General features: G+C 63.2%; 22 protein-coding genes. 7 read left to right on the forward strand and 15 right to left on the reverse strand.

The features are described from left to right. Positions 1-10: 10 nt before the first annotated feature. Positions 11-607, reverse strand: coding sequence for a glutathione S-transferase family protein (locus B6V72_RS17025; protein WP_088720540.1), 597 nt, complete (start codon positions 605-607; stop codon positions 11-13). 172 nt (positions 608-779) lie between these two features. On the opposite strand from B6V72_RS17025, the gene B6V72_RS17030 reads away from it, so the two are divergent. Next, entirely contained in the window at positions 780-2,015 is a 1,236-nt protein-coding gene (locus B6V72_RS17030) for an MFS transporter (RefSeq protein WP_088736106.1), read from the forward strand. Here B6V72_RS17030 and B6V72_RS17035 read toward each other — a convergent pair. After that, positions 2,003-2,854 carry an SDR family oxidoreductase gene (locus tag B6V72_RS17035; protein ID WP_088736107.1) on the reverse strand — a complete coding sequence of 284 codons (852 nt, stop codon included), beginning with the start codon at positions 2,852-2,854 and terminating at the stop codon, positions 2,003-2,005. The two genes, B6V72_RS17030 and B6V72_RS17035, sit on opposite strands and share 13 nt — an antisense overlap. A 101-nt stretch (positions 2,855-2,955) precedes the next feature. On the opposite strand from B6V72_RS17035, the gene ade reads away from it, so the two are divergent. The 4 genes from ade (at position 2,956) to B6V72_RS17055 (ending at position 7,612) form a co-directional block, all read left to right on the forward strand. Next, positions 2,956-4,758, forward strand: a complete 1,803-nt coding sequence (gene ade / locus B6V72_RS17040) for an adenine deaminase (RefSeq protein ID WP_088736108.1) — start codon at positions 2,956-2,958, stop codon at positions 4,756-4,758. Then, positions 4,755-6,230, forward strand: coding sequence for an AMP nucleosidase (locus tag B6V72_RS17045; protein WP_088736109.1), 1,476 nt, complete (start codon positions 4,755-4,757; stop codon positions 6,228-6,230). Before ade ends, B6V72_RS17045 begins: the two co-directional genes overlap by 4 nt. 131 nt (positions 6,231-6,361) lie before the next feature. Further along, positions 6,362-6,649, forward strand: coding sequence for an HU family DNA-binding protein (locus B6V72_RS17050; protein ID WP_075776797.1), 288 nt, complete (start codon positions 6,362-6,364; stop codon positions 6,647-6,649). Between the two features lie 87 nt (positions 6,650-6,736). Then, positions 6,737-7,612, forward strand: a complete 876-nt coding sequence (locus tag B6V72_RS17055; RefSeq protein ID WP_075776796.1) for a DMT family transporter — start codon at positions 6,737-6,739, stop codon at positions 7,610-7,612. Positions 7,613-7,645: 33 nt separating this feature from the next. On the opposite strand, the gene B6V72_RS17060 is transcribed toward B6V72_RS17055, so the two are convergent. The 3 genes from B6V72_RS17060 to dapD all read right to left on the reverse strand — a co-directional run bounded on the left by B6V72_RS17060 (position 7,646) and on the right by dapD (position 10,190). Beyond that, positions 7,646-8,920 carry a lytic murein transglycosylase gene (locus B6V72_RS17060; protein ID WP_088736110.1) on the reverse strand — a complete coding sequence of 425 codons (1,275 nt, stop codon included), beginning with the start codon at positions 8,918-8,920 and terminating at the stop codon, positions 7,646-7,648. Between the two features lie 84 nt (positions 8,921-9,004). Beyond that, positions 9,005-9,370, reverse strand: a complete 366-nt coding sequence (locus tag B6V72_RS17065; protein ID WP_075776794.1) for a hypothetical protein — start codon at positions 9,368-9,370, stop codon at positions 9,005-9,007. Then, on the reverse strand, positions 9,363-10,190 hold the full coding sequence (gene dapD / locus B6V72_RS17070; protein WP_075776793.1) for a 2,3,4,5-tetrahydropyridine-2,6-dicarboxylate N-succinyltransferase: 828 nt from the start codon (positions 10,188-10,190) through the stop codon (positions 9,363-9,365). Before dapD ends, B6V72_RS17065 begins: the two co-directional genes overlap by 8 nt. Positions 10,191-10,272: 82 nt before the next feature. Between dapD and B6V72_RS17075 the strand changes: the two genes are divergently transcribed. Beyond that, complete coding sequence (locus tag B6V72_RS17075) at positions 10,273-11,094, forward strand: LOG family protein (RefSeq protein WP_088736111.1); 822 nt, start codon at positions 10,273-10,275, stop codon at positions 11,092-11,094. A 9-nt stretch (positions 11,095-11,103) separates the two neighbouring features. Here B6V72_RS17075 and B6V72_RS17080 read toward each other — a convergent pair whose 3' ends face one another. The 4 genes from B6V72_RS17080 to B6V72_RS17095 all read right to left on the reverse strand — a co-directional run bounded on the left by B6V72_RS17080 (position 11,104) and on the right by B6V72_RS17095 (position 14,659). Then, the gene (locus B6V72_RS17080; protein ID WP_075776791.1) at positions 11,104-11,814 is read right to left on the reverse strand and encodes a gamma-glutamyl-gamma-aminobutyrate hydrolase family protein; all 711 of its coding nucleotides are present in this window, start codon (positions 11,812-11,814) and stop codon (positions 11,104-11,106) included. After that, positions 11,811-12,770 carry an amidoligase family protein gene (locus B6V72_RS17085; RefSeq protein ID WP_088736112.1) on the reverse strand — a complete coding sequence of 320 codons (960 nt, stop codon included), beginning with the start codon at positions 12,768-12,770 and terminating at the stop codon, positions 11,811-11,813. Before B6V72_RS17085 ends, B6V72_RS17080 begins: the two co-directional genes overlap by 4 nt. Before the next feature lie 58 nt (positions 12,771-12,828). Further along, complete coding sequence (gene rlmN, locus B6V72_RS17090; protein ID WP_088723408.1) at positions 12,829-14,010, reverse strand: 23S rRNA (adenine(2503)-C(2))-methyltransferase RlmN; 1,182 nt, start codon at positions 14,008-14,010, stop codon at positions 12,829-12,831. 133 nt (positions 14,011-14,143) lie between these two features. Beyond that, the gene (locus tag B6V72_RS17095) at positions 14,144-14,659 is read right to left on the reverse strand and encodes an invasion associated locus B family protein (RefSeq protein ID WP_075776885.1); all 516 of its coding nucleotides are present in this window, start codon (positions 14,657-14,659) and stop codon (positions 14,144-14,146) included. A 166-nt stretch (positions 14,660-14,825) separates the two neighbouring features. On the opposite strand from B6V72_RS17095, the gene B6V72_RS17100 reads away from it, so the two are divergent. Beyond that, positions 14,826-15,818 (forward strand): asparaginase, encoded by a 993-nt coding sequence (locus tag B6V72_RS17100; RefSeq protein WP_088720549.1) that lies wholly within the window; start codon positions 14,826-14,828, stop codon positions 15,816-15,818. Positions 15,819-15,821: 3 nt separating this feature from the next. Here B6V72_RS17100 and B6V72_RS17105 read toward each other — a convergent pair whose 3' ends face one another. The 6 genes from B6V72_RS17105 to B6V72_RS17130 form a co-directional block, all read right to left on the reverse strand. Further along, entirely contained in the window at positions 15,822-16,640 is an 819-nt protein-coding gene (locus B6V72_RS17105) for a DUF1217 domain-containing protein (protein WP_088736113.1), read from the reverse strand. Beyond that, on the reverse strand, positions 16,637-17,041 hold the full coding sequence (flbT, locus tag B6V72_RS17110; RefSeq protein WP_075776786.1) for a flagellar biosynthesis repressor FlbT: 405 nt from the start codon (positions 17,039-17,041) through the stop codon (positions 16,637-16,639). Before flbT ends, B6V72_RS17105 begins: the two co-directional genes overlap by 4 nt. Next, on the reverse strand, positions 17,038-17,412 hold the full coding sequence (gene flaF, locus B6V72_RS17115) for a flagellar biosynthesis regulator FlaF (protein WP_077701342.1): 375 nt from the start codon (positions 17,410-17,412) through the stop codon (positions 17,038-17,040). Before flaF ends, flbT begins: the two co-directional genes overlap by 4 nt. Before the next feature lie 87 nt (positions 17,413-17,499). Beyond that, positions 17,500-18,741 (reverse strand): flagellin, encoded by a 1,242-nt coding sequence (locus B6V72_RS17120; RefSeq protein ID WP_075776784.1) that lies wholly within the window; start codon positions 18,739-18,741, stop codon positions 17,500-17,502. 208 nt (positions 18,742-18,949) lie between these two features. Further along, entirely contained in the window at positions 18,950-19,288 is a 339-nt protein-coding gene (locus B6V72_RS17125; protein ID WP_088736114.1) for a flagellar export chaperone FlgN, read from the reverse strand. Beyond that, positions 19,281-19,676, reverse strand: a complete 396-nt coding sequence (locus B6V72_RS17130; protein ID WP_240497752.1) for a rod-binding protein — start codon at positions 19,674-19,676, stop codon at positions 19,281-19,283. The genes B6V72_RS17125 and B6V72_RS17130 overlap by 8 nt, the downstream gene beginning before the upstream one ends. Positions 19,677-20,814 lie beyond the last annotated feature (1,138 nt).

Consider the following 20,814-nt stretch of genomic DNA (forward strand, 5'->3'; position numbering starts at 1 on the left):
CAGAGCCCCCTTACTCGTCCCGCTTCGCCACCGCGCGCTTATAGGCGGGGCGCGCCCGCATCCGGTCGTGATATTCGCTCAGCCGATGCTCGACGATCGGGAATTTCGCCATCAGCGCCCAGTCGAGGCAATGCGTCAGGATGATATCGGGCACGGTCATTTCCTCGCCCATCACGAACTCCCCATCCCCCATTCGGTGGATCAGCGTGCGCTGCGAGCGCTCGAACTCCCAGCGCAGGGAATTCTTGATGCCCGACAGCCGCAGCTCTTCGGGCAGGACGAAACTGTGGCGCGCGGCGGTCCAGAGATTCGCATCGAACTCGTCGAGCAGGAATTGCGTCAGGCTGTCCTGCCGCGCACGCTCCAGCGTACCCGCCTCATGGGTGAACTTCCCATGCGCATCAGCAAGATAAGTGAGGATCGCGGTGGAATCGGTGATCGGCGTGCCGTCGACAACGAGCACCGGCACCTTGCCTGCCGGGTTGAAGGCCACGACATCCTCCGAGCGCGGCGCGGCCCGCACGTGCTGATACTCCGCGCCCAGCTCCTCCAGCATCCACAACACGCGCAGCGTCCGCGAGCCGACCGTTCCGATAACCGTATACATCCTGCCTCCCCTCGAAAGTTACGCCATTGGGCCATGGCTGCGGGGGAGGTTCAAGAGCGGCTCTGGGGCATTCCCGCGCGATTGTGACCGAGACAAGCTCGCGATTGACGCGCTGCAGCATCCATGGCGATATGCCGCCCGCGCGGAAGGAAGATCCGCCGGGAGACGTAGAATGACGCAAGCCAGACTGTTCACGCCGGTTCTGATCGGAGGGGCCGTGATCCTGATGCTGAGCTTCGCCATCCGGGCGAGCTTCGGCGTTTTCCAGATTCCGATCGCCAGCGAGTTCAACTGGCCACGCGCCGAATTCTCGCTCGCCATCGCGGTGCAGAACCTCGCCTGGGGCATTGGTCAGCCGATCTTCGGCGCGATTGCCGAGCGCTGGGGCGACCGGCTGGCGATCATCCTCGGTGCGCTGGTCTATGCGCTCGGCCTCGTGCTCTCGGCCTTCGCGGTGGAGCCTGGACAGCATCAGCTCCTGGAAATCCTCGTGGGTTTCGGCATCGCGGGTACCGGCTTCGGCGTGATCCTCGCCGTGGTAGGCCGAGCGACCTCGGACGAGAACCGCTCGCTCGCGCTTGGCATCGCGACGGCGGCAGGCTCGGCCGGTCAGGTCTTCGGCGCGCCGATGGCGGAGCTGCTGCTAGGCCATTTCCCGTGGCAGACCGTCTTCGTGATCTTCGCCGCCGTGATCCTCGCCTCGCTGGCCTTCCTGCCGCTGATCCGCGCGCCTGAGCGCGCCAGCCGCGAAGAGATGGCCGAGAGCATGGGCACCGTTCTGATGCGCGCCTTCCGCGATCCGTCCTACACGCTGATCTTCCTCGGCTTCTTCTCCTGTGGTTATCAGCTGGGCTTCATCACGGCGCATTTCCCCGCGATGGTGACCGAGATGTGCGGCGCGGTGCCGCCCGGATCGCTGCTCGCCGGGATCGGGATCGAGACGACCTCGGCGCTCGGCGCCGCCGCGATCTCGGTGATCGGCCTCGCCAATATCGCTGGCACGATCTATGCGGGTTGGGCGGGCAAGCGCTGGTCGAAGAAATACCTGCTGGCGGGAGTTTACCTGCTGCGCACATTCGTCGCCGCCGCATTCATCCTGACGCCGATGACGCCCGCGACGGTGCTGATGTTCTCGCTCGCGATGGGGGCGCTGTGGCTCGCGACCGTGCCGCTGACCTCGGGGCTGGTCGCGCATATCTACGGGCTGCGCTACATGGGCACGCTTTACGGGATAGTCTTCTTCTCGCACCAGGTGGGCGCCTTCCTCGGCGTCTGGCTGGGCGGCAAGCTCTACGACATCTACGGGGATTATACGCTGGTCTGGTGGGTTGGCGTGGGCGTGGGTGCCTTCTCCGCCATCGTACACCTGCCCGTGCGCGAGAAGCGGGTGGAGCTTCAGCCCGCCTGATCGAGAAGCGCACGCAGCCCTGCGCGGTAATCCGGATAGCGCAGCGTGACGCCGAGGTCGTGTTTGATCTTGTCGTTTCGCACTCGCTTGCTCTCCGCATAGAAGCTGCGCGCCATCGGGCTAAGATCGGCCTCCTCAAACGGCACCTCGGGCGGTAGCGGCAGGTCGAGCAGTTCCGCAGCATAGGCGATCACGTCCTGCGGCGGCGCGGGATCGTCGTCGCAGACATTATAGACCGCGCCCGGATCGGGACGGTCGATCGAGGCGAGCAGCACCTGCGCGATGTCCTCGACATGAATGCGCGAGAAGACCTGCCCCTCCTTGATAATCCGCCGGGCCTTGCCCTGCCGCACCTTCTCGAAGGGCCCGCGCCCGGGGCCGTAGATGCCCGCGAGCCGGAAGATATGCAGCGGCAGGTCATGGGCTGCGGCCAGCGCACCCCAAGCCGCCTCGGCCTCCACCCGCGCCTGCCCGCGCTTGGTCGAGGGGGTCAGCGGCGTTGCCTCATCTACCCAGCCGCCCGCGTGATCGCCATAGACGCCGACGGTCGAAAGATAGCCGATCCACTCCAGATGCCGCGATGCAGCAATTTCGGAATGCTGCGCAGCGAGAGCCGGATCACCCTCCTGTCCCGGGGCCACCGAAGACAGCAGATGCGTCGCTTGATCGAGCGGCAGAGGCCCACCTTCCCAGACCAGCGGCTCCACGCCTTCGCTGCGCAGCATTTCGGCCTTCTCGTCGCTGCGCGTGGTGCCGATCACGCGCCAGCCACGCGCCAGAAGAAGCGGTGCGAGTGCACGGGCGGAATAGCCGTGTCCGATGGAAAGAAGCGTCGGCATCACGGCCTCCTTTGCGTTTCTGTCATCCGTCATAGGTAGAGGCTGTGTGAAGGCATAACAACGTCTCTTGAACCTTCCCGCACGCAATGACAGGCTTGGACATGGAACAGAAGAACAAGATCAAATCCTGGCCCGAAGCCGCACCGCGATTGATTGCCGTGGCTGCCGGGCGCGAACCTGCCGACCTCGTGATCCGGGGTGGCAAATGGGTCAATGTCCACACACGAGAGGTTCTCGACGGCTACGATATTTCCGTGGCCGAGGGGAGATTTGCTGCCGTGGCCCCCGATCTCTCGGACAGCATCGGACCCGATACCGAAGTGATCGAGGCCGGAGGGCGCTATATGGTGCCGGGCCTGTGCGACGCGCATATGCATATCGAGAGCGGTATGCTCACGCCCGCCGAATTCGCCGCCGCCGTGATCCCCCACGGCACGACGAGCATGTTCACCGATCCGCATGAGATCGCGAATGTGCTGGGGCTCGACGGCGTGCGGATGATGCATGACGAGGCGCTGATGCAGCCGGTCAACATCTTCACCCAGATGCCTTCCTGCGCGCCCTCTGCGCCCGGGCTGGAAACGACGGGCTTCGAGATCACCCCCGAAGATGTGGCCGAGGCGATGACATGGCCCGGCATCATCGGTCTGGGCGAGATGATGAACTTCCCCGGCGTGATCAATGCCGACCCGAAGATGCTCGCCGAGATCGCAGCGACGCAGAACGCGCAAAAGACCGTGGGCGGACATTACGCCTCCCCCGATCTGGGCGCGCCGTTCCGCGCCTATGTCGCGGGCGGGCCCGCCGACGATCACGAAGGCACCTGCGAGGCGGACGCGATCGCGCGGGTGCGCAACGGGATGCGCTCGATGATGCGGCTGGGCTCGGCTTGGTATGACGTGGAGACGCAGATCACCGCCGTCACCGAGAAGGGTCTCGACCCGCGCAATTTCATCCTGTGCACAGATGACTGCCATTCCGGCACGTTGGTGAATGACGGGCATATGAACCGCGTCTTCCGCCACGCCGTGGCGTGCGGGGCAGATCCTCTGGTCGCGCTGCAGATGTGCACGATCAATACCGCGACCCATTTCGGGCTGGAGCGCGAGCTGGGCTCGATCACGCCGGGCCGCCGGGCCGATGTGATCCTGACCTCGGATCTGGCGACCCTGCCGGTCGAGCAGGTCATCGCACGTGGGCGCACGGTGGCGAAGGATGGAAAGCTGCTGGCGGACTGCCCGCATTACGACTGGCCCGAGAGCGCTCGCAACACGGTGCATCTGGGCAAGACCCTTACCGCCGCGGATTTTGAGATCGCGGCACCGGAGGGCGCTAACACAGTGACCGCCAAGGTGATCGGCGTGGTCGAGAACCAGGCCCCGACCAAGGCGCTGACCGCAGAGCTGGACGTGACCGACGGGCTCGCCCAGCCCGACACCTCCAAGGACATCGCCCAGATCGCGCTGGTGGAGCGCCATCAGGGCACGGGCGGCGTCACCAACGGCTTCGTCTCGGGCTTCGGCTACAAGGGCCGCATGGCGATGGGCTCGACTGTCGCTCATGACAGCCACCACATGATCGTGGTCGGCACTGATCGCGAGATGATGGCCGCCTGCGCCAATGCCCTCGGAAAAATGGGCGGCGGCGTCTCTGTCTGGAAGGACGGCGCAGAAATCGCCGCCGTCCCGCTGCCGATCGCAGGGCTGATGTCGGACGATCCGGCACAAACGGTCGCCGCGCGCGCCGCCAAGATGGTCGAGGCGATGGGCGCCTGCGGCTGCACTTTGAACAACGCTTACATGCAGCATTCGCTGCTCGCGCTCGTCGTCATTCCCGAGATCCGCATTTCGGATCTTGGCCTCGTCGACGTGACGCGTTTTGAACTGACGGATCTTTTTGAATGAATGAAACGCTAGACCTCATCACCCCTGACGCAGCCCCTGCGGAGAGCTTCACCGATGCCGCCGAGGCCGTGGCCCGGCTCGAGGCGCTCTATGACGAGGCGACCGCCTTCCTGCTCGAGAAATTCAACGAGACGTTGGAGAGCAAGACCGCGCGGAACCGCTTTCGTGCTTTCTACCCGGAAGTGCGCATCTCTGTGCCATCGCATATCAAGGCCGATAGCCGCTTGAGCTTTGGCCATGTGGCGCTGCCGGGCACCTACACGGCGACGATCACGCGCCCCGACCTGTTCCGCAACTACCTGACGCAGCAACTGGGCCTGCTTATCAAGAACCACAATATCCCGGTCACGGTCGGCCCGTCGGAAACCCCGATCCCGGTGCATTTCGCCGTCGCCGCGCATCCGGAAGTGACGGTGCCGCAGGAAGGCGTGCTCGACTTCTCGCTGCGCGACGTGTTCGACGTGCCGGACCTTGCGGGGATGAACGACGATATCGTCAACGGCATGGCGGGGCCGAACCCGGACGGCTCGGGCCATCTCGCCCCCTTCACCGCGCAGCGGGTGGATTACTCGCTGGCGCGCCTGTCGCATTACACCGCGACCAAGGCCGAGCATTTCCAGAACCACGTGCTGTTCACGAACTACCAGTTCTATGTGGACGAGTTCGAGGCCGTCGCGAGGCGCCTGCTGGGCGACAAGAACTCGGGCTACACAAGCTTCGTCGCGCCGGGCAATCAGGAGATTACCGACCCGCAGGACGAGATCCCGGGCCTTGCGAAACTACCGCAGATGCCCGCCTATCACCTCAAGCGCGCCGACGGCGGCGGGATCACGCTGGTCAATATCGGCGTCGGCCCGTCCAACGCGAAGACCGCGACGGACCATATCGCCGTGCTGCGCCCGCATGCGTGGCTGATGGTCGGTCACTGCGCGGGTCTGCGCAATTCGCAGCAGCTGGGCGATTTCGTCCTCGCCCATGCCTATCTGCGCGAGGACCACGTGCTCGATGACGACCTTCCCGTCTGGGTGCCAATCCCGGCGCTGGCCGAGATCCAGATCGCGCTGCAGGAAGCGGTGGCAGAGGTGACGAAACTGGAAGGCTACGAGCTGAAGCGGATCATGCGCACCGGTACGGTAGCGACGATCGACAACCGCAACTGGGAGTTGAGAGACCAGTCAGGCCCGGTCCATCGGCTGAGCCAGTCGCGCGCGGTTGCGCTCGATATGGAAAGCGCGACGATCGCCGCGAACGGTTTCCGCTTCCGGGTGCCCTACGGCACGCTTCTCTGCGTCTCGGACAAACCGCTGCATGGCGAGCTGAAGCTGCCCGGCATGGCGACCGAATTCTACCGCACGCAGGTGGCGAGCCATTTGCTGATCGGCATCCTCGCGATGGAGAAACTTCGCGAGATGCCTCTGGATCGTATTCACAGCCGGAAATTGCGTAGCTTCGAGGAAACAGCTTTTCTGTGACGTGGGAAAAACCCGCGCATTCTGGGAAAAGGGCTTGCCATGCTCAATAAAAACGTGTGGAACATGGCCCACCAACCGTGCAACGCGGACGAAATTGACCCTGGATTACCGGGGCGGAGAGAGGAACGAACATGTCGAAACCGATGACCAAGACCCAGCTGGTGGCAGCCCTCGCCGAGGCGATGGACGCCGACAAGAAGACGGCTTCGGCCGCGCTCGACGCAATCACCGACGTCGTCACCAAAGAAGTGTCGAACGGCGGCGCCGTTACCCTGCCGGGCATTGGCAAAGTCTACTGCCGCGAGCGCCCCGAGCGCATGGTCCGCAACCCGGCCACCGGCGAGCAGATGCAAAAGCCGGCTGACAAGCAGGTCAAAGTGACCGTGGCGAAAGCGCTCAAGGACAGCGTGAACTCCTGATCGCAGGACTCTCTCTAGAGAGGGACAGCCAGGTTTTTAGGGCGCCCGCGAGCAATCGGGGCGCCCTTTTTCAGGCCCGGAGGAAAGATGGATCTGCGCGCGATCGGAATGGGGCTCGCCTTTGCCCTGATGTGGTCTTCGGCTTTCACGTCCACGCATATCATCGTGGCGGAGGCGCCGCCCCTTGCGGCGCTGGCGTTGCGGTTCGCCCTGTCCGGCGGGATCGGCATCGCGCTTGCGCTGGCCTTCGGGCAAAGCTGGCGGCTGAGCCGGGCCCAATGGCGCGCCACGATCATTTTCGGTATTTGTCAAAACGCGCTCTACCTGGGGTTTAACTGGGTCGCGATGACGACGGTCGAAGCCTCGGTCGCCGCGATCATCGCCTCGACCATGCCGCTGATCGTTGGCGCGCTCGGCTGGATCGTCTTCCGCGACCGGATTCCGCTCCTCGGTATCGCCGGGCTGATCGCGGGTTTCGCCGGCGTTGGCATCATCATGGGCGCGCGGCTGCAAGGCGGGATCGATCCGTTCGGGCTGGGTCTTTGCGTCGCGGGCGCCTTGGCGCTGGCAGTGGCCACGCTGACCGTGCGCGGCGCGAGCGGCGGCGGCGGCGGCGTCTTGATGATCGTCGGGCTGCAGATGCTGGTGGGTTCCGTGAGCCTCGCCGTGGTCTCCGCCTTCACCGAGCATCTGGACGTGACCGTCACGCCGAAACTGGCGCTGGCCTTCACCTATACGGTAATCGTGCCAGGCCTGATGGCGACCTGGGTGTGGTTCCGCCTCGTGGGCCGCATCGGCGCGGTGCGCGCGGCGACCTTCCACTTCCTGACGCCGGTCTTCGGCGTCGCCATCGCCTGGGCTGTGCTGGGCGAGCATGTCGACTGGCACGACGCGCTTGGCGTGCTGGTGATCGCAGGCGGCATTCTAGCGGTGCAGATCTCAAAGCAAGAGGCGCGGAGGTAACCCCCCGCGCCCCTGAACTTTACGCCTAGCAATTCACGAGCCGCGCAGCACCTGCAGCAGCTCCAGCGTAGCGTAGCCATCGGGCGGCAGACCGCGCGATTTCTGGAAGGCCACGATCGCCTTCGACGTATTCGCGCCGATTTTGCCGTCGGTCCCGTCCGTATCGAAGCCCGCCGCGGTCAACCTCTCCTGCAGCTCGACCTTCTGCTTCGAATTGAGCGGCTTGCCCGTGCGGGGCCAATCCTGCACGAAGGGCCCCTTCCCTTTCAGACGATCGGACAGATGCCCTACGCCGATCACGTAGCTGTCGGCGGAGTTGTAGCGCGAGATGGCGCGGAAGTTGCCGAAGATCATGAAGGCCGGTCCCTTCGCGCCTGCGGGCACGAGGATCGACGCCGAGCCATAATTCGGCACCGTACCGCCCGTGGCCGAGCGCACGCCAAGCGCCGCCCAATCGGCAGGGCTCTTCTTCGTGCCCTTGCCGGTGAGGCCGTAGTTGAAGCCAGAGGGCAGGATGACCTCGACGCCCCAGGGCTGCCCCTTCGACCAGCCCGAGCGCGCCAGATAGGCCGCCGTCGAGGCCAGGGCATCGGTTGGATCTTCCGACCAGATATCGCGCCGACCATCGCCGGTGAAATCAACCGCGTAGGACAGATAGGAGGTCGGGATGAACTGCGTGTGGCCCATTGCCCCGGCCCAGGAGCCGGTCATGTGCCGCGCATCCACGTCGCCGGACTGGATGATCTTGAGCGCGGCGATCAGCTGCTTGGCGAAGAACTCGCCGCGTCGCCCGTCATAGGCCAGCGTCGCGAGCGCCGGGATGATCGCCGTCTTCCCACGATAGGCGCCGTAACGGCTCTCCATGCCCCAGATCGCGACGACGACTTCCTTGTCGACCCCGTATTTGCGTTCGATCGCATCCAGCTGCGGGCCATATTGGCGCAGCATCTGCTTGCCGGTGGCGACGCGCTCAGCCGAGACCGCGCTGTCGAGGTAGTCCCAGATCGACTTGGTGAATTCCGATTGGTAGCGGTCGCGTTCGATCACCTTGGGATTGTAGCGCACGTCGGCCATCGCGCGGTTCCAGGTGTACTCGGTGATGCCGTTCGCCAGCGCGCGTGATTTGAAGCCCGCGAGCCAGGACTCGAAACGCGCTTCCGTTGCGGCGTCCGTCGGCGGGATCGGATCCGCCACGGGCGCGCTGCCCCGCGCCAGCGGCCGGGGCGAGGATTCGGGAGGCCCCGCACAGGCCGAGAGCGCGGAAAACGCCATGAATGTCAGTGGGATAATCTTGCCCGGAATTGCCATGTTGCCTGCTCGCTGTTTTGCCCTTTGAACCACTGTATCAACGGTTCGTGAGGTTTCAACGGGCGTCAAAAGACACTCTATGGCTTACTGCAGCGGCTTCTTGTCGTTGCCGAAAAACGGCTCCATCTGGGCGATGATCACGGAGTTCTCGTCGAGCGCCCGTTGCATCAATTCACGTTCAGCGTCGTCGATCTCGTGCCCCTGTTTTTCGCGTTCCGCGAGCGTGCCGTAACCCGTGACGTCAAGCGGCGCCATCTCGGCCTGCTTGAGGATCGCCACGGTCTCGCGCACGGCCTCTGCCTCGTCCACCCCCGATGCGTAGCAGAGCAGCCCCGCCCCGGACGCGCCTTTCGGCAGACCGTCATTGGGCGAGCGACCGACCTCGACCAGCAGGGTGAAGACCTGCTGGCGCGAGGGTTTCTTCTTCGGCTTTTCCGGCTTGTCAGTCACGCAGCAGCTCGTTGATGCCGGTCTTCGACCGGGTTTGTGCGTCGACGCGCTTCACGATCACCGCGCAGTAGAGGTTGATGCCGTTCTTGGACGGCATCGAGCCCGACACGACGACCGAATAGGGCGGCACTTCGCCATACATCACGTCGCCGGTCTCCCGATCAACGATCTTGGTCGACTTGCCGATATAGACGCCCATGCCCAGAACCGAGCCTTCGCGGACGATGCAGCCTTCGACGACTTCCGAGCGCGCGCCGATGAAGCAGTTGTCTTCGATGATGGTCGGGCCGGCCTGCATCGGCTCCAGCACCCCGCCGATGCCGACGCCGCCCGAGAGGTGAACGCCCTTGCCGATCTGCGCGCAGCTGCCGACGGTGGCCCAGGTATCGACCATCGTGCCCTCGTCGACATAGGCGCCGAGGTTCACGAAAGAGGGCATCAGCACCACGCCCGGTGCGATGTAGGCCGATTTACGCACGATGCAGTTCGGCACGGCGCGGAAACCGCCGGCTTTCCACTCGTTGTCGCCCCAGCCCTTGAACTTGCTGTCGACCTTGTCCCACCAGTGACCGCCCTGCGGGCCGCCATCCTGCTGCTCCATGTCCTTCAGGCGGAAGCCCAACAGAACCGCCTTCTTGGCCCATTGGTTCACATGCCAGTCGCCGTTCTCGCGCTTTTCGGCCACACGCAGCTCGCCGCGATCCAGCGCGTTGAGCGTGTCCTCGATCGCCTCGCGGGTCTCACCGCCGGTTGACGGGGTGATCGTGTCGCGGGCTTCCCAAGCGGCTTCGATTGCAGTTTCGAGCGCGGCGTTCGACATGGGCAAATCCTCTTTCAGGTGGCCTTTACAGCGTTCAGCCTATAGTTGGTCAGAGCCAATCGCGCAATGAGCAGGTGCCCCTATGAAGGACGACACGACGCATTCGTTCCGCCACTCGCGGGAAGACGCGCAGACCGCAAAGAACATTCCCGACACGCCACAGACCCGCGCGCCCGCCTATCGGCTGGCCTATACGGACGTGGATTTCATGCTGCGCGACGAGCTGCGCCCGGTTCGGCTGCAGCTCGAATTGCTCAAGCCGCAGCTGATCATGGACGAGCGCGGGATCGAGTCGACCATCGTCATGTTCGGCGGCGCACGCATCCCTGCCCCCGAAAACAAGGCGAGCGCCAAGACCGAATATCTCGCGGAACTGTCGGGTTACTACGAGGAGGCCCGCATCTTCGCCCGCGCGATGACGGAGCGTTCGATGCAGGAATATGGCCGGGAGAACGTGATCTGCACCGGCGGCGGCCCCGGCGTGATGGAGGCTGGCAACCGCGGCGCGCATGAAGCGGGCGGACAGTCCATCGGCCTCAATATCGTGCTGCCGCACGAGCAGGCGCCCAACGAATTCGTGACGCCCGATCTGACGTTCAACTTCCACTATTTCGCGATCCGGAAGATGCATTTCCTGATGCGCGCCCGCGCGGTCTGCGTCTTCCCCGGCGGCTTCGGCACGCTCGACGAGATGTTCGAGGCGCTGACGCTGATCCAGACGGGGCGGATGTCGAAGATCCCCTTCATCCTGTTCGGGCGAAAATTCTGGGAAGAGATCATCAACTGGGATCGTCTGGCCGAGGCCGGGACGATCTCGCCCGAAGATCTCGAGCTCGTCAGCTTCGTAGAGACCGCAAAAGACGCAGTCGCGATCATCGACGGCTGGGATTACGACAACTGCTGAGGCGTGGGCTCAGGCCTTCGCCTCGGCGCTGACCTCGGGAAGCTGCGCGCGATGTTCGACACCGGCGCGCGCGGCCGCCACCAGCGCCCGAAACAGCGCCCGTTGCCGGTGTGCATAGGTGAGGTATTCCGGGTGCCACTGAACGCCGAGGGCGAAAGGTTCCTCGATCCGCTCCACCGCCTGCACCATGCCCGAGCCGTCGCGCGCCGCGACCCGTAGGCCATCGCCCAACCGATCCACCGCCTGACTGTGGAGCGCGTTGACCCGCATCGGCTCCAGGCCGGCCAGCGCACCGAGGCGGGTGCCGGGTTCGATCCGCACATCCTTTTTCGGCAAGAGCGTCGTGTGTTTGCGCGCGTTGTAATGGTCGTAGGCGTCCTGGTGCAGATCACCGCCGAGCGCCACGTTGATCATCTGTGCGCCGCGGCAGATCCCCAGCACCGGCTTTCCCTGCGCCATCGCCTCCTCGACCAGACATTTCTCCAACTCGTCGCGCGCCGGATCGAGGACCGCGCTCGCGATCAGATCGCCGCCATACAGCTCTGGAGAGATGTCGTCGCCCCCGCCCACGATGACGCCATCGACATGGCGCACCTCGGCGCGTTTGCCTGCTACCCAGCGCACCGAACGCCCGCCCGCAAGCCAGACACCGAAGGCGATGAAAGGATAGACCCGCCACCCGGTGCGACGCGAGGTCGATATGCCGATCAGAGGCTTCATTTATGCCCGGCAAGCCTCAGAATTTTCTCGCAGGTTTCGAGCCATTTCCCACCCAGCAGATGAAATTCGGTTTTCGCCCTCAACCATTCGCGACACATCAGACCCAGCAGTTCAGGGTCTGCCGCGAGCGTCTCCACGAACCACCAACGCTTCCATTCGTTATCGAGCGACCATGTCTCATCGTCGATGCGGCAATCGGGCAGCCGGAAATGGAAGGCGGGACGCGGCGAAACGGTGCCACCCTTCCCTTCTTCCGGCGCGATCAGGTCGGGTCGCAGTTCGCAGAAGATCGGAAGCATGTCGAGCCCGTGGTTCCGCGACAGCGTGTGCTTGCGATAAGCCAGGATCACCGCGTCGAGCGCGGCATCCGGGCCGAGCCGCGCCAAATCTTCGATCAGCTTCTTGGGGTAAGGGGCGGTGAAGGGCAGCACTTCGCGGGTCGCCTCGATCGGCCATGTCTCCCGCATCCACTCCTCGATCAGCGCGAAGGCCAGTAGAGGGCGGACGATGTCCTCTGCGTTGCTGGACGCGATCTCCGGGTTTAGGTGAAGCCCGAAACCATAGAGCAGCGACCGACCAGTTCCTTGCGCGCCCTCGCTGCGCAGCAAGTCAAGGAAATCAGATAGCTGCAGGAGCCCTTCGCGGTCCAGCGGATCGGTCACGATCTCGACCGGAATGACCTCGCGCCCGATGCGTAGACCAAGCTCTTTGAGCGTCCCACCGGCTTGTTTGCGCAGCGAGATATCGAGATAGACCTGCAGATCGCCGAGCTTCGTACCGGTGACTTCCCAGTCCTGACCGTCGCTGCGCTGCGCCTCGCCCCCCAAGGCCCGCGCAGCGATCTGCGCGATGCGCGCCTCGGTCAGCCCCGCGAACTCGATCTCCACGCCGGTGCGGCGCGGTTTTCCCTCGGCATTGCAGGGCTTTGGCAGCGGGGCGATGGCCTCTCGCGTCATGACGTCTCCGGAAACTAGCCACACCCAGCGTCAATGCGGACCCGGCGAAGCGGGTTCCTTAAAGACCCGCCTCCGCCTGAATTTGCGCCCGCGACTTGCGCGCCCGCTCGGTCGCCGATTTCAGCTGACCGCAGGCGGCCATGATGTCCTCGCCGCGCGGCGTACGGATCGGCGAGGCATAGCCCGCCTTGTAGATGATGTCGGCGAAGCTCTCGATCCGCTCCCAGTCGCTGCGCTCGTAGGGCGCGCCCGGCCATTCGTTGAACGGGATCAGGTTGATCTTCGCGGGGATGCCGCGGATCAGCTTCACCAGGCGCCGCGCGTCCTCGTCGCTATCGTTCACCCCCTTGAGCATCACGTATTCGAACGTGATCCGCTCGGAGTTCGACAGGCGCGGATATTCCCGCAGCGCGTTCAGCAGCGTCTCGATATTCCAGCGCTTGTTGATCGGCACCAGCTTGTCGCGCACTTCGTCGGTCGTGGCGTGGAAGGACACCGCCAACAGACAGCCGATCTCCTCGGCGGTCTTCGCGATCTCCGGCACCACGCCCGAAGTCGAGAGCGTGATCCGGCGGCGGCTGAGGCTCAGCCCCTCGCCATCCATCACGACCTTCATCGCGTCGCGGACATTCTCGAAGTTGTAAAGCGGCTCGCCCATGCCCATCAGAACGACGTTCGACACCAAACGGGTCTCGTTCTTCGGGCTGTTCTTCTCGGGCCATTCGCCCAGATCGTCGCGTGCGAGCATGACCTGGCCGACGATCTCGCCGGGCGTCAGGTTGCGCACGAGTTTCTGCGTGCCGGTGTGGCAGAACGAACAGGTCAGCGTGCAGCCCACCTGGCTCGAGATGCACAGCGTGCCGCGGCTTTCCTCCGGGATGTAGACCGCCTCGACTTCGTGGCCGCCCGCGATCTTCAGAAGGTATTTCCGCGTGCCGTCCTCGGAGACCTGCTTCGAGACGATCTCGGGCAGGGTAATCTCGAACGTCTCGGCCAGCATCGCCCGGTAATCCTTGGCGAGGTTGGTCATCGCCGCGAAATCGCGCACACCCCAGTAATAGAGCCACTGCCAGATCTGGCCGACGCGCATCTTCGCCTGCTTCTCGGGCGTGCCCGCCTCGATCAGCGCCGCGCGCAGCTGGTCACGGGTGAGGCCGATGAGATTCACCTTGCCGCCTTCGGGCAGCTTGCGCGGGATCGTGTGCACGTCTTGCGTGATCGGAGCCTGAGACTGGGTCATCGCATGTTTCCTTGAAATGAGGCGCCTCATATAGTGGATTCGCCCCTGCATTAACAGGGGGCGTCGCGCTTTTGGCTCGAACGCGAAAACCCCGGCGCGCGGCCGGGGCTCGAATGTCAGGCGCGAGGGTCGCTTACTTGCAGCGCTGCTCGGCTTCGTCGGTCGCGGCGGTGAAGCCCATCAGCGAGAACGTGTCCTCGGTCTGGGTGCCACGGCTCGAACGACCGGTCAGTTTCACGTCTGCGCCAGCCTTTAGGGCGGCGATGATCTTCGCGTCCTCTTCCGGCGATCCGGCCCAAGCGCCGCCACCGTCGGTGAAGAGGGTGTATTTCTGCCCCCCGACTTCCAGATCGACGGTCGAGCCATCCGCGAAAGGATAGCCGCCCATGAAGGAAATCTCGGGCGCCTTACCCGGACGATAGGTCACGAAGAGCAGGATATCCCCGCGGTTCACCTGTACGACCTTCCCAGCCTTGGTGTTGACCGTTTTCTTCGGCTTCGACACGCCCCAACATTCTTTCGGATCGTTATCGACGAAGACGCTCCAATCGGTATTCGCAGCGACGCGGTTGGTGCTTTCCTGCGCAATTGCGCCGTGCCCCGCCCCGATCATGAGCGCGGCGACCGCCGCGATCCGCAGACCCTTCATCATCATGCTTACAGCCTCCAGCTGTCACGTTGCCTCTGCATCGCCCGGGCTGGTCACCCTGTTTTCGGTGGCGGATGCGTTTTCCTCTCGATAACACTCATTTAACCCTAAAAAGCCTAGGGGGAAAACCCCGCGACGGCGAGATTTCGCGCATAGGAGGCAGGCGATGACAGCACCCGAGGCAATGATTGAGCTATGGCGCGGAGGGATGTGTGAATCCGTCCATCATGGCCATGCAGTGATCTTCGGCCCCGAGGGCATCGAAGCGGCTTGGGGCGATCCCGAAACAGTAATTTTTCCGAGATCGTCCGTGAAGATGATTCAGGCTTTGCCGCTGCTGGAAAGCGGGGCGGCGGAGGCGGCTGGCCTGACCACTTCCCAGTTGGCCCTGTCCTGCGCGAGCCATTCCGGCGCTCGCATGCACCGCGCCGCAGTCGAAGACTGGCTCGCGACGCTCGGGATGAAGGACGATGATCTGCGCTGCGGGGCCCATCTGCCGCGCGACAAGGCCGAGAAGAAACATCTGATCTGCGCGGACGACGCGCCTTGCCAAGCACACAACAATTGCTCGGGCAAACATGCCGGCTTCCTGACGCTGAACCGGCATCTGGGCGGCGGGCCGGACTATATCGATATCGATCACCCGGTGCAGCGCGCCGTGAAATCCGCCTTTGAAGAGGTGACCGAAGAGAGCTCTCCGCGCTATGGGATCGACGGATGCTCGGCCCCGAATTTCGCGACGAGCCTCGCTGGCCTCGCGCGAGCGATGCAATTCTTCGCGTCGGCGAAACCGGACGGCGATCTGCGGGCGCGCGCTGCCGCCCGACTGGTCGACGCGATGATGGAGTATCCTGAAATGGTCGCGGGCGAAGGGCGCGCCTGCACCGAAATCATGCGCGAGGCGAACGGGCGTGTCGCCGTCAAAACCGGTGCGGAAGGCGTCTACGTCGCCATGCTTCCGGATCAGAAGCGCGGCGTCGCCCTGAAAATCACTGATGGCGCAACCCGGGCCTCGGAAGCGGCGATAATCGCGCTGCTGATCCGCCTTGGTGCGCTCGATGCCAACGCGCCCGTGGTGCATCGCAGATTGACCGGGCCAATCACCAATTGGCGCGGCCTAAAAACGGGCGAGCTGCGCCGTGCAGCGCAGTTCCCCTAAAGCCTAGAGTCGAAGGGACAGGCCCTGCGTCCCTGTGTTCCGCAACAGGCTGAGCGCGACATTCTGCGGAGAGACGCTGGCCATGTTCGAAAGCTGCGCGCGCAGTAGATAGTCCCGCGTCAGGGCAGCCAGCTTCTCCGGCGCGGCGAGTTCAGCCGGATCGGAGGTGCCGTAGACGCGTTGCGCCTTGGACATGTAGATGTCGCGCTGCTGCTCGACATCCAAAGCGCCGACACTCGGCGGCAGGTTGAGCGCGGTCTGGAAGACCCGGCTCAAAGCGGGCGATCCGATAATCGTGTACCATTTCGCACGCTCGGACAGGTCCCTTGCCGCGAGTGCGGGCAGATCACGCTGAAGGGACATCGCCATGCGCATGTCGTTGTCGACCCCGCCGACCGCGACTTCGAATTCCCGGCTCTCGAATTGGTTCAGGATCTCATCCGCGAATGTCGAGAGCTTGGTGCGCGGAATAGCGAAATCTCCAAAACCGAATGCCTTGGTCAGTGCGAGATAGCTTTTATCCGACAGCTTATTGGCAAGCGCCGTGCGATCCAAAGACCCCTCTTCGAGTACTTTGCGGATGAAGTACTTGTTTTCGATATCCGCATCGAGACCGAACGCGCCCAGCGCCACGCTCAAAAGGCGCCGGTCATCGACCAGTTCCTGTGCCGTATCGATGCTTCCGATCGTCTCACGGAAATAGCGATCAAGACGCTGGTTTTCCGACGACGCCGCGAAAGCCGCCTTCTGCGTTTCCATCGTGCGCGAGAGAAACCGCCACCCCGCGAACCCGGAAAAGGGAATAACGGGTTGATAAGTCATGACGCGCCCGCGGCGAGGAGACGTTCCTCCCGTGGGAGAAGCGTCCGTAGCGCCTTCAGCGCTTGGTAATGCTGGTTCTCGATCACGGCGAGCGTGGCCGCATTCAGCTGCGCCCGGCTATCGTGATCCTTGAGAACTTGGCTGAGTTGTTCGATCCCCCGAAGCAACTGCATCCTTGCCTCTTCGGGGTCGGTGTCCCCCGACAGCACGAGCTGCGCGATATAGCACACGCGCCGGACAGGCGTGTTCACCTCTTCCGGATGGATCGCGTCGCGCAACCGCAGGATATTTGCGTTCGGCGTCATGATCGCGAGCCGCGATCGGCGATCTCCGTTTTCGATAACCGCGCCATTAATCAGCACTCTCTCCTTTGGGGCGAGTTTAAGCACGAGGCCGCTCATTGTTTGATCCCTTCTTGCCGCAAGCCGCGCATGATTGCGGTGTTCACGTCGATCAAAACATCGACCGAACGCTTTTCCGAAAGGACGAGGCGGCTATGCGCCTGCGTGAACTCGTTTAGAAAGAAAATGCGCGCGCGGAGGTCCTGCGGCAAGCCATTCTCGGGATCCGCCACATCCGCCGCGAGCGCGGTCCAGAGGCGGCGGTTTTCGAAGATCGCTTCTGCCAGCGCGGCAAAGGGCACGTCCTGCGATGACACCTGTTTAAGGCGACGCGTGATGCGGGCAAATAGCTCGAATTCGAGACCCCGCGGTGTGCGCATCGGCTGGCTCGGATTGGAATAGGCCGTTTTGGCCAAAGTCGTCGCGTACACGGGAAATCCTTCCGGTGACTGAAACTGATCATGTGCGGAGGGCATGAGGGAAGCGGGGGCGCCGGATCAGGCGCCCCTACCCGAACTTTAACGGAACAGCGAAAGGATGTTCTGGGGCTGCTGATTGGCGATCGAGAGCGCCTGGATACCTAGCTGTTGCTGAGTTTGCAGAGCCTGAAGCCGTGCCGAGGCCTCTTCCATATCCGCGTCTACCATCGACCCGATACCGGCCTTGAGCGAGTCGCTGAGGCTGGAGATAAAGTCGGCTTGCGTGCCGATCCGGCCCTCGACCGAACCGAAGGAAGAAGCCGCATCGGTTGCCGTCTGGATCAGCGTCTCGATATTGGTGAGCGCAGCGGTCGCCCCCGCGTCAGTGGTCACGTCGATCGATGCGACCGCGGCGAGACCGCCCGAGCCCGCATTGAGGAATTGCGACACGATCGTCAGATCGCCGGCCAGATCGGCGCCGCCATCATTCTTGAAGGTCAGGGTCGAGTCGCTGGTGGTGCTCACACCGGCGGTGAAGTCGACTTGCAGGTTGGCGATGCCCAGCGCGTCGATCGCCGATTTCAGTCCAGCGGCGATCAAGTCGGTGCGTGCAGTGCCGGTCTGCGCCGCATCCGCTTCGGAGAGCGTGTAGCTGACCGTTTGATCTCCGAGGCTGACCTTCACGCTATCGCCCGCGGCCCAGGTAACCGTGTCATCGAGAAAGACTTTGACTCCCGTCGTATCAGCCTTGGCGAGAGTCGTGGCGGCGGTATCCTTATCGGTAGACACCCCGGCCGAACCGGTGAAGGCCGCTTTCGCAGAGTAACTGCCGACAGAGAGGTTTTGGGCGGTGACATCGATATGGCTCGCGGAAACGGTGCCGTCCGAGGCGCGGTCGAGCGACGACAGCACTTTAACGGTCGCAGCTGAGGAGCCATCGACCAGGTTCAGGCCATTGAACTGCGCCGCCCCGACGACCGACGTCAGTTGCTCCTGAAGTGCGTCGATATCCGTCTGAATCTTGTCGCGGTCGACATTCGACTCCTGTGCCGCGACGATCTTGCTTTTCATATCGGTCAGCAGGTCAGTCACGGTTTCGGCGGCCTTACGGGCCACCGCGACAGTCGATTCCCCCAGCGCGAGGCTATCCGAAATGCCAGAGAAGCTCTTTACGTCGGACTCCATGACCTTCGAAATCGCCCATACGGCCGCGTTGTCTTTCGCCGAGCCGACCGATTTGCCGGTCGAGATTTCAGATTGGGTGGTGGCGAGGCCGGAATTGATCCCTTTCAGAGTCTGCAGCGCGATCATGGCGCCGGTATTCGTCAGAATGCTGGACATGATTTATCCTTTTAATGTCGACGCTTTGCGTCACTCGGTTGCAAAGCCGCGTGTTCGACGCGGCGCTCATGGCTTTCTGACCAATGCGCCTCGTGAGCTTTGAAGCGCGCCATCGCTTGGATGCGGCGCCACAATGGCCGAGCAAAGGCTAACAACCTGCTAAATCCTGTCCCTAAAATCTTGAGAAATGTTTTTCATGATTAACAGCTTATGCACGCCGCTCGAAATCCGCACTACCGCGGCGAATAGGCTGCGGACGCCCTTCTCGGTCATAGGAATCGAAGCCTTTCGCCGCCGCCACAATTACCTTGAGACGGGCCTGCGCAGCGCGCACTCCTTCCAGAGCAGAGGCCAGCAGCACCTGATTCTCGCGAGCAAGCGCCTGAATCTGCTCGACCCTGCCGCGATCAGGCTTCGTCAGCGCGGCCATCGCGCGCTCCTTTCGGTCGCTCAAGGCAATGAGGTCGGAGAACTCCGCCGACCGGATTGCTTCTCGTTCGAGGCGCAGTAGCGAGATGAGCTCTTCCGCGACATTCGTTTCAGGCATCCTGTTCTCCGTTCTTGAGCGATTCGAAGATGACTTTGGCAAGGCCGATCCCCCCTGCGTCGACCATGGCCTTCGACTGTTCGACTCTTAAGAAAGATGCGAATTGCGCTTCCCCGATGCCGCCGCCGAAAGCGCCGTCGTCAGCCTGCAGTCCGGCCTCTTTCAACATTTCCGAAAGGAAACCAGCTTCGAACGCCTTGGCTCTCGCGAAAAGTTTGGCGTCTTGCGGCGAAAGGACCGGGGCACGCGGCCCTGGTGACATGGTCGGGCGAAGCATTGAACTCTCCAATTGCGGATAATTTTCTGCACTCTGCCAGTCGGGCGTAAAGAATCGGTAAGTTCCTGCCGCGATAGTGGGTTCGACACAGACAGAGGTCGTGAGGACCATGATTCCCTTTCCGATGCCAGAAATGCCGAAAGGCTTGGGCAGCCAAATCAAGTCAGCGACCGTAAATACCGGGGCGGATGAAGCGCCGAATGGGGATTTCGCGCTCGTGGCCGAGGCAGCGGCGCCTACTACCGACGAAGCTCGTAATACGGACGCGGCCGCATCAAAGGAGAGCGGCGCAGGATCAGAGGACGATCAGTCCGCGCATGAGGAGAGAGAGGGTGCCGTTCTCCGCGCATCGGTTTCAAATGACTTGTCTGAGGTCATCGTGCTGCTTGGACCGCAGAAATCCCATCGCCAACTGCAGTCTGCTTCCACGGTCGAACGAAACCAGGTCAAAGGGATCGATATCGTGAAGCCCACGGAGAAGAACGTTGCCGCGAGAGACGGCGTCGCGCGCCCTCGAGGGAGAGAGAACGGCGCCGAGACAGACAAGTCCAGCGAAACGCACCCGACAAAAGCCGCAGCAAAAGTCGCTGAGACTACCTCCGGCAACGTGATGACTTATGCTCAAGTTTCGAGCGGAATCACGATGCAACCACATATCGAGCCCCAAAGAAACGACTCCAGACAGGATGGGCTGGCACCACGATCACTGTCGAACCGAAAGCCACTCGCGGTGCCGAGCGACGCGCGAGAACAAAGAACTGCCAATCCCGGGAAAACATCTGCGGTGTCATTGCCGGCAAGAACCGGTGCGTCTGCTTCCGATAGTGTGGTCGTTCACAGTGCCGAGCATGCCCCGAAAACAACCTTCGACGTGAACGAGTCGCTCGCACCCGCCCCCGAGAATGAGCAGCCAGTAGCTGAGCATGTTGCATCAAAGCGTCACAGGAAAAGGGACACGGGAGGCACAAAGCCTCTCCGTTCCCGTGCCTCGCCGGAAACTTTGCCCGCGGAGACCGAGGAGACGGCGCGGTCCGCGCACGCGCCTCCTGCAGAAACCGGGACTCAGGCGCCATCTCTATCCGCAGAACCGTTTTTTCAGGGGCGGAGTAACACCGCAGCGAAAGCGAACGGGGAAGCGATCCGGGCTGTAATCCGCCATGGGCCAGAGGCAGCGCCGGCGCAAGCATACCCGAACAGAGGTGACCACGAAGCCGCGACGCCGGTTTTCACGTCAAAACCGGCCACAAGC

This window comes from Thioclava sp. F34-6 (assembly GCF_002213235.1).
GTDB classification, from domain to species: Bacteria; Pseudomonadota; Alphaproteobacteria; order Rhodobacterales; family Rhodobacteraceae; genus Thioclava; species Thioclava nitratireducens.